The 2,264-nt window shown below is 67.2% G+C and carries 3 protein-coding genes and 1 pseudogene; 1 reads left to right on the top strand and 3 read right to left on the bottom strand.

The features are described 5' to 3' along the window. Positions 1-134, top strand: a 134-nt coding sequence (locus tag A9Z05_RS36700) for an L-lactate permease (RefSeq protein ID WP_141723534.1), incomplete at its 5' end; no start/stop codon positions are given. A gap of 108 nt (positions 135-242) precedes the next feature. On the opposite strand, the gene A9Z05_RS33290 is transcribed toward A9Z05_RS36700, so the two are convergent. From A9Z05_RS33290 to A9Z05_RS38220, 3 genes and pseudogenes are all read right to left on the bottom strand, one after another. Continuing rightward, positions 243-1,004, bottom strand: coding sequence for a M48 family metalloprotease (locus tag A9Z05_RS33290; protein WP_069621790.1), 762 nt, complete (start codon positions 1,002-1,004; stop codon positions 243-245). 204 nt (positions 1,005-1,208) lie between these two features. Beyond that, positions 1,209-1,991 carry a glycosyltransferase family 2 protein gene (locus A9Z05_RS33295; RefSeq protein WP_069621791.1) on the bottom strand — a complete coding sequence of 261 codons (783 nt, stop codon included), beginning with the start codon at positions 1,989-1,991 and terminating at the stop codon, positions 1,209-1,211. 125 nt (positions 1,992-2,116) lie between these two features. Continuing rightward, a pseudogene (locus A9Z05_RS38220) lies at positions 2,117-2,264 on the bottom strand (endoribonuclease L-PSP); the annotation flags it as partial.

Here is a 2,264-nt window from a genome sequence, read left to right on the forward strand (position 1 = left end):
GCGCGGCGACGGGCCTCGTCGGCAAGGAATCCGAGCTGTTCCGCTTCACGGTGCGGCACAGCCTGCTGTTCGCGGTGATCGTCGGACTGATCACGCTCGTGCAGGCGTACGTGCTGCCGGGGATGGTGCCGTAAGGCGCGACGTGCACGCCGAACAAACAAAAAACCCACGCCCGAACGAGCGTGGGTTTTTCACTTCACCTGCCGATCGCCGGCGCGGACGGCCGGCGATCCGTTGCGCGATCAGCTGCCCTTCGCGATGCGATCCTGGATGTGCTGCGCACGGCTCGACGACGACGGATGCGAGCTCATCATCGAGCTCTTGCCGCCGTCCAGCTGCGCGAGCTTCTGGAACGCGGTGACGAGGCCCTTCTGGTTCATGCTCTTCTGCTTCATCAGGTCGAACGAGTAGTCGTCGGCCGCGCTTTCCTGCGTCTGCGAGAACTGCGCGTTGATGAACTTCTCGGTGATGTCGCCGAGCTGCGAGCTCGTCAGCGCCGCCACGCCCGGCGAAGCCGCGCCGGCCGCGGTACGCGCCGCGCTCACCGCATATGCCGTCTGCATCGCCTTCTTCGAGTGGCCGAGTGCGACGTGGCCCATTTCATGGCCGATCACGCCGCGCAGCTCGTCGTCGTTCATCATGTCCATCAGGCCGCTGTACACGCGCACGCAGCCGTTGCCCATCGCCCACGCGTTGACGTCCTTGGTCATGTAGACCTTGTAGTTGATCTTCTGGCCGTTCAGCGTCATGTCGCCGAAGCCCTTCATCACCTTCGTCAGGCGCTTCGCGTACGCGCTGTTCGCCGGCGCGATCTTCGATTCGGCGTCGCTCGACTTGCACGACTCGTTCGACAGCGCGGCGATGTCGCTGTCCGACAGCGTCGCCGCCTTGTACAGGTTGGTCCCCGCCGACGTCAGGCTGTTCGCGTCAAGGTTTTGCACCCCGCCGCATGCGCTCAACAGAAACGCCACGCCACATGCCGCCACCGCTTTCTTGAGTTGCATCCCGGAATCCCTCGATAGTTGTATTTGGGAGCGGCGATTTTGCATAATCCGGCAGAAAATTACCAGTTGTTTACATCAGATGACACGCTCATTACTCAGCGGATCGACATGATGCGGCGATCCGGCCCCGGATTGACGGCGAACGGCGTGGCAATCGCCGCGCCCGGCACGGCGACCGGGGAACGGAAGCGGACCGACCTGCGCTCAGGCCGTCTGGTCGCGGCGCCGCGTCAGGCGGCGCGCGACGAGCATCGGCAGCCGCATCGCGAAGCCGGTGAACAGGCGCAGGTGCATCCACGCGAGCAGCGCGTTGTCGCGGCCGTAGTGAAAATGCGACACGCCGCCTTCGTGGCGGCCGAAATAGCGCACCGGCGCGTCGATCCGGATCGGGCGCACGCCGGCCCAGCACAGCCGCACGGCCGCTTCGGGATCGAAGTCGAAGCCGCGCATCCACGGCTGGCGCCGCATGATCGCCGCCAGCGGCGCGACCGGATACACGCGAAAGCCGTACAGCGAATCGCCGATCCCGGCCCATAGCGTCTCGAGGTCGGCCCACGCGTTCGACAGCCGGCGCCCCTGCACGCGCAACCGCGGCGCGCTCGCGTCGAACTTCGGCACGCCGAGCACCATCGCGTCGGGCGCGGCCTGCGATGCCGCCATGAAAACGGGAATCAGGTCGGCCGGATGCTGGCCGTCCGAATCCATCGTCAGCACGTGCGTGAAGCCGCTCGCGGCGGCCGCGTCGAGCCCCGCGAGCACCGCGGCGCCCTTGCCGCGATTCTCCGGCAGCACGATCACGCGCAGGCCGGGATCGCGCTCGGCCATCGCCTGCAGCCGTTCGGCGCTGCCGTCGGTGCTGCCGTCGACGACGACCCACACCGGATTCCACTGCGCGCGCGCATTGCGCACGGTCGTGTCGACCTTGGCGCCCGGGTTGTAGCTCGGAATCAGGACGAGATGGGTGGACGACGCGTGCAGCTTGGACATGGAAACAGCCGATGGGGAAGACGGGGAGCCTGACAAAAGTGTATGACTTGCCGGCGAACGCCGGCACGCGTCGTCGACGCCGGCCGCGGGCCGGACCGGCTGCCCGATCGCGAGGCTCTCGCGCTTCATGACAGCCACTCCATCGCATGACCGGCGCTGGCCTCGATCTCGACCAGCAGGTCGTCGCGACACACGTCCGCATGCACGAACAGCGGCCGCACGTGGGGACCGGCCGCGTCGCGCAGCACGCGGCCGATCGCGGCCAGCGCCGCG

Source organism: Burkholderia sp. A2 (assembly GCF_001729305.1).
Classification (GTDB): domain Bacteria; phylum Pseudomonadota; class Gammaproteobacteria; order Burkholderiales; family Burkholderiaceae; genus Burkholderia; species Burkholderia sola.